Origin of the sequence: Martelella mediterranea (genome assembly GCF_004342225.1) — a bacterium.
In the GTDB taxonomy this organism is placed as follows: domain Bacteria; phylum Pseudomonadota; class Alphaproteobacteria; order Rhizobiales; family Rhizobiaceae; genus Martelella; species Martelella mediterranea_B.
This window is the reverse complement of record NZ_SMAR01000075.1, coordinates 1-5,830: the sequence shown is the minus strand read 5'-3', so window position 1 is coordinate 5,830 and position 5,830 is coordinate 1. Positions and strand designations below refer to the sequence as shown.

The window sequence follows — 5,830 nt, the reverse complement described above, 5'->3', positions numbered from 1 at the left end:
CTGTAGGCCACGTGTGCGCACTGTTCTCACCACAGGAATGCTGGAACTACTTCAAATCAACAGCATGCGTTGCAGACTAATCGCCCGATGCTCTAATCAGTCGGCACGCCAGAATGGTCTGTTGGCCAGCTTTTCAGCCGACCGGCGCGTAAGACCGAAATCGCAGAGCATCTCCGGCGTCATGGCGTCAAGATCGCGACGCATCTGACGGCGTTCAACAAGGCGCTGCTTCCATAGAAAGAGCGTATCTGCCAGCGCGCGTAAGCGCGATTCCGGGCGCTGAGACTGTCCTGTGATCCGAGCAAGAGCGGCACTGGTGGTTATTTTATCTTGCTGTTCAAGGGTCTTGCAATCCATCGTTATTATCCTTCTTTTCAAGACAATTATACGCCGCTTGTCTGATTTGAAAATTGAGCTATCCTCGCTTCTTATGTGAGATAAATTCACAGGATGGATGCTATGGACACGCTGCCGCCACTTTCCAGCCTCTTGGCCTTTGAGGCGGTATATCGTTCCGGATCAGTCACAAAGGCGGCTGAAATCATGGGACGCACTCACGGTGCAGTTTCCAAACAGTTGAAACAACTTCACGAACAATGCGGCATCGACCTGTTCGAAAAGCGGGGTTCAGGCATTATCCTGACGCCGCAAGCACGCTCCTTTGCCCAGACCGTCGCGGAGGCGCTTGATGAGATACGTACAGGCTACCGCACACTGTTGCAGTCCACCGGCCGCAGACCTGTAAAAGTGCTCGCCAGTGCGACCTTTACCCGAACCTGGCTTATTCCTGTTCTTTCCCGTTTCAGCACCGCTTATCCGGAAATTGACATTTCACTTCAACTGGTTGGCCCTTCTGGCAGTCAGGACCATGACGGGGAATCGGATCTGGTCTTTTCCTATAACCGTCTTTTAAGCCCGACCGTCCGACATGACGCCATTGCGCTGGGCGATGTCGAGATGGGGCCGGTTCTGGCACCGCGTTATACGCACCGGCTTGAAGGCGGTACTTTTTCCTTCCCCACCCGCATTGATCGCCGCCACGCGACAGATGTCTGGCAAAACTGGGAAGAACTGACAGGTATCACCATCAGGGCACAGAAAGAACTGGTATTTGACCACACATATCTTGGCTTTCAGGCCGCCCGTACCGGCATGGGGGTTATCATGGCACCACGATTTCTGATCGAAAACATGCTGGAAAGCGGCGAACTGATTGCACCGGCAGGATTTGTGAAATTCGAGAACGGTTTTCTGGTTCGCCCGACCTGGCCAAAAGAAAGCCCGCCCAATCCCGATGCCCTGATATTTCTGGAATGGCTTAAAGAAAATGCGCGTCCGGATGCGGCGATGCATCGTTCATGATGAACGGTGGGGATTTTTCCGTTTGACCAATTCTCATTTGCCTTGCGATACACTAACGTCTGATGGAAAAGCCCTTTTATGCGAAGCGGGCATTCGGTGGCTGAGGGAGACAGGACGGCAATATGACGAACTGGGTTTACAGCTTCGGGTGCGGTGAGACGCAAAGTCTTGACATTGACCGCGACAGGCTCGGTGGCAAGGGAGCCAGCCTTGCCGAAATGGCGCGCATGGGGCTGCCTGTTCCGCCGGGGCTCACGATCATCTCCGATGTCTGCCAGCATTTTTATGTTCATGCCAAAGGCTTTCCGGACGGCCTGAAACAGGAAATCGAAGCTGGATTGCGAGCCATTGAAGCCGCCACCGGAAGGCAATTCGGAGGCGCTGAAACGCCACTGCTTCTTTCGGTACGGTCGGGTTCACGCGTCTCCATGCCGGGTATGATGGATACCGTTTTGAATCTCGGCCTGAATGACGAAACAGTCAAAGCGCTGGCAGCAGATACCGGCGACGAGCGTTTTGCATGGGACAGCTACCGCCGTTTCATCCAGATGTATGCCGATGTGGTTCTCGGGCTTGATCAGGAGTTCTTCGAGGAAATTCTGGAAGACCGCATGTCCGAACTGGGATATGCCTATGAAACACAGCTTTCCGCCGATGAGCTGAAAGACATCGTCAGCGAATATGAGAAACTGCTGGACGAGGAACTGGGAGAAAGCTTTCCTCAGGACCCTTGTGAACAGTTGTGGGGGGCAATCTCGGCCGTATTCTCCAGCTGGACGAGTGCACGTGCCACCGCCTACAGAGCACTCCATGATATCCCTTTCGACTGGGGAACGGCTGTGAACATTCAGGCCATGGTGTTCGGCAATCTGGGCAATGATTCGGCCACCGGTGTCGCCTTTACACGCAACCCATCGACCGGGGAAAAGGCGCTTTACGGGGAATTTCTCTTGAATGCACAAGGCGAAGATGTTGTCGCTGGCATTCGCACACCTCAAAGCATCACAGAAGCCGGACGCATTGCATCCGGTGCAGAAAAGCCATCACTGGAAAAACTGATGCCGCGGGCCTTCAGCGAACTCGTGACCGTCGCAGCCCGGCTTGAGCGGCACTATGGTGATCTGCAGGACATGGAGTTTACCATCGAGCGCGGCACGCTCTGGATGCTGCAGACACGCAACGGCAAACGCGCAGCCGGGGCCGCGATGAAGATCGCGATGGATATGGCCGACGAAGGCCTGATCTCACGCGATGAAGCCATCATCCGGGTTGATCCGGCCACGCTTGACCAGATGCTGCATCCAACGATTTCGCCAGACTTCAAGGCAAATCCCGTTGGTTCCGGCCTGCCCGCCTCCCCTGGTGCGGTCACCGGAGAGATTGTGTTTTCCGCGGAAGAAGCCATCTCGGCGCATGCAGAAGGCAGAAAAGTCATTCTGGTACGCACGGAAACCAGCCCTGAAGATATTCACGGAATGACTGCCGCCGAAGGCGTGCTGACAACACGCGGCGGCATGACCAGCCATGCCGCAGTTGTCGCCCGCGGCATGGGCGTGCCCTGTGTCACCGGCGCAGGCAATATGCGTGTCGACCGGTTCGACAATATTCTGCACGGCGTCGGCGGTGTGCTGATGCATGCCGGAGACCTTGTGACCATCGATGGCTCCACCGGCCGTGTGCTGAAAGGTGCCGTCCCGACCCAGAAGCCAGCGCTTTCGGATGATTTTCAGCGCCTGATGGGCTGGGCAGATGCTGCCCGCAGAATGAAGGTGCGCACAAATGCAGATACACCCGGAGACGCGCGTACAGCCCGCGAGTTTGGAGCCGAGGGCATAGGTCTTTGCCGCACCGAACATATGTTCTTCGAAGGTGACCGCATCAAAACCATGCGCCGTATGATTCTGGCTGAGGACGAGGCCGGGCGCAGAGCTGCGCTTGATCAGCTGTTACCGATGCAGCGTGCTGACTTCGAAGAAATTTTCGCGATCATGCACGGCCTGCCGGTTACGATCCGGCTTCTTGATCCGCCACTGCATGAATTTTTACCAAAAAATGAAGAAGAGCGTGAAGAAGTCGCCCGTGCGCTGGATATGGAAACCAGCCTGCTCAAGCAACGCGTCGAAGCACTCTATGAATTCAATCCAATGCTGGGACATCGCGGGTGTCGGCTGGCTATTTCCTTTCCCGAGATCGCCGAAATGCAGGCCCGGGCAATATTTGAAGCCGCAGTTGCTGCCGCCCGTCTGACCGGCGAGGCGGTTGTTCCGGAAATCATGGTGCCGCTCGTCAGCCTCCGGTCCGAGCTGGAGTATGTCAAAGGTCGAATTGATGGGATTGCGGGAACGGTGATGCGGGAAAGTGGAATGACACTGACCTATCGCGTCGGCACCATGATAGAGCTTCCGCGCGCGGCTCTGCGTGCTCATGAAATCGCTGAGGAAGCGGCTTTTTTCTCACTCGGCACCAATGATCTGACACAAACGACCTTCGGTCTTTCTCGCGATGATGCTCCGGGTTTTTTGGGCGCTTATCAAAAGAAAGGCATTCTGGAACGGGATCCGTTCATGTCGCTGGATTTCGATGGTGTCGGCGAACTGATGAAGCTTGCTACCGAGCGCGGACGCATGGCCAAACCTGATCTTCAGATCGGCATTTGCGGCGAACATGGTGGCGACCCGATATCCATTCGCTTTTGCGAAACACTGGCGCTCGATTATGTCTCCTGTTCGCCTTTCCGTGTGCCTACGGCGAGGCTGGCGGCAGCACAGGCCAGCATCCGCGAACGTGAGGATCCGGCATCAGGCAAGGCGGTAGCGACCGCCTAAGACCACACCATCATCGGCCGAGACCCGGCCCCGTTCCACCAGACTTTCGATATGCGCCAGTACGGACAACGAAGCCGCGCCATGCAGGTTTCTGTTCGTCGTGCGATAGATCACTTCGACCATTTCCGCGATTGTGTGATCCCCGGCTGCAAGCCGGTTCAAAATGGCGCGTTCGCGCATCCGCCTGTGTGAACGAATACCGCGGACGAAGTTATGCGCTTCTTTAACAGGCCCGCCATGGCCCGGAAGATAGTGATTTTCCTTGCGTAAAAGGAGCTTTTCCAGCGAAGCCATATAATCGCTCATTGCCCCGTCAGGCGGTGCGACCATCGTGGTGGACCAGCCCATGACATGATCACCGGAGAAAAGAATGTTTGTGCCTTTCACGGCAAAGGCAAGATGGTTCGCTGTGTGGCCGGGTGTGTGAACTGCTTCGATGTCAAAACCGCCGGCAGAGATCACGTCGCCATCGCGAAAAATGATATCCGGGACCAGATCCAGATCAGCGCTTTCTTTAAACGGGTTGGTTTCCCCGTTTCGCAAAGCCCGTGATGCACGATGCGGTCCTTCAGCGACGATCGGCGCGCCCGTTTTCGCCTTAAGCCTATGAGCCATCGGCGTGTGGTCACGGTGTGTGTGCGTGATCAGGATGTGACAGAGTTTCCGGCCATCAATGATGTGCATGAGACGCTCAAAGTGCCGGTCATCATCCGGGCCGGGGTCGATGATCGCCAGACTGTCATTGCCGATCAGATACCCGTTGGTCCCGTGGAACGTGTATGGCGACGGATTTTCAGCCGTGACACGATATATCCCCCGGGTGATTTCAACGGCCCTGCCATAAGCCGGATCGAATGCACGGTTAAAAGCCGGGTCCGCCATTGTCTTACCTTTCGTGAAATCGGCCCTCTATGTGATAGGACGCTTGTAAAAAGCAAGTGTCCGAGGAAAGATCGACCCCGTTAAAAACTGCCATAATGGCAGAATTAGGCGTTGTGGCCCGGTGCCAGCTTTGCTAAGAGAGCATCCGTTCTTCCGGTCTCTGGCCGGTTGAGCATGCTGGGGTGTAGCCAAGCGGTAAGGCACCGGTTTTTGGTATCGGCATGCGCTGGTTCGAATCCAGCCACCCCAGCCAAATCATCTCATAAGTGATTGAATTTCATAAGAAAACGATGTGGTGAATGTGGCCTGTGGACATATGTGTCACACATGACTGTATCACAAAGGCATCAGACTTGTTCCTGAAAGGAAGAAGATCATGCCGCGTATCCCTCACGTTTTCCGCCGGGGCGCTGTCTATACATGGCGCCGCCGTGTTCCCGCCTCCTCTGGTGTATCCTCCAAAAGTTACTATATTCAGTTGAGTCTGAAGACCCGCGACCCGTCGACCGCCCGCAGGCTGTCAGCTGTCTTGTATGCCAAAAGCCAGGAGATCTTTGAGCGGATGGAAGAACTGAAACTGACAAACGAGCGGGCTAAAGCATGGCTGGAATCAATCGTAAAATCCGAACTTGAAAACATTCAGAACCGACGCGCGGCCGAGCAGGACTGTCCGTTGTCATATAAAATGGGACATCAGAGCGGCTTGAGCATTGGAGGCTCTGGCTGGTTTGTGTGATTGATTATGCTGCTTGTTTTTGATG

Annotated in this window: 5 protein-coding genes, 1 tRNA gene and 1 pseudogene; 5 read left to right on the top strand and 2 right to left on the bottom strand. The window is 55.2% G+C overall.

Annotation, left to right across the window (positions count from 1 at the left end; all coding sequences use genetic code 11):
• Positions 1-96: 96 nt before the first annotated feature.
• Positions 97-357 carry a DUF1127 domain-containing protein gene (locus EDC90_RS21375; RefSeq protein ID WP_132314337.1) on the bottom strand — a complete coding sequence of 87 codons (261 nt, stop codon included), beginning with the start codon at positions 355-357 and terminating at the stop codon, positions 97-99.
• Positions 358-459: 102 nt separating this feature from the next.
• Here EDC90_RS21375 and EDC90_RS20325 point away from each other — a divergent pair, with 102 nt between their 5' ends.
• Both EDC90_RS20325 and ppdK read left to right on the top strand, forming a co-directional pair.
• Positions 460-1,362, top strand: coding sequence for a LysR family transcriptional regulator (locus EDC90_RS20325; RefSeq protein ID WP_165972922.1), 903 nt, complete (start codon positions 460-462; stop codon positions 1,360-1,362).
• Between the two features lie 122 nt (positions 1,363-1,484).
• Positions 1,485-4,187 (top strand): pyruvate, phosphate dikinase, encoded by a 2,703-nt coding sequence (gene ppdK / locus EDC90_RS20320; RefSeq protein ID WP_132314335.1) that lies wholly within the window; start codon positions 1,485-1,487, stop codon positions 4,185-4,187.
• Here the strand turns inward: ppdK and EDC90_RS20315 are convergent.
• The gene (locus EDC90_RS20315; protein WP_132314334.1) at positions 4,161-5,069 is read right to left on the bottom strand and encodes an MBL fold metallo-hydrolase; all 909 of its coding nucleotides are present in this window, start codon (positions 5,067-5,069) and stop codon (positions 4,161-4,163) included. The two genes, ppdK and EDC90_RS20315, sit on opposite strands and share 27 nt — an antisense overlap.
• A 178-nt stretch (positions 5,070-5,247) precedes the next feature.
• Between EDC90_RS20315 and EDC90_RS20310 the strand changes: the two genes are divergently transcribed.
• From EDC90_RS20310 to EDC90_RS21015, 3 genes and pseudogenes are all read left to right on the top strand, one after another.
• Positions 5,248-5,322: transfer RNA gene (locus EDC90_RS20310), tRNA-Gln, on the top strand.
• A 123-nt stretch (positions 5,323-5,445) separates the two neighbouring features.
• Positions 5,446-5,625 (top strand): annotated as a pseudogene (locus EDC90_RS21600) (DUF6538 domain-containing protein); the annotation flags it as partial.
• Between the two features lie 6 nt (positions 5,626-5,631).
• Complete coding sequence (locus EDC90_RS21015; RefSeq protein WP_165972921.1) at positions 5,632-5,805, top strand: hypothetical protein; 174 nt, start codon at positions 5,632-5,634, stop codon at positions 5,803-5,805.
• Positions 5,806-5,830 lie beyond the last annotated feature (25 nt).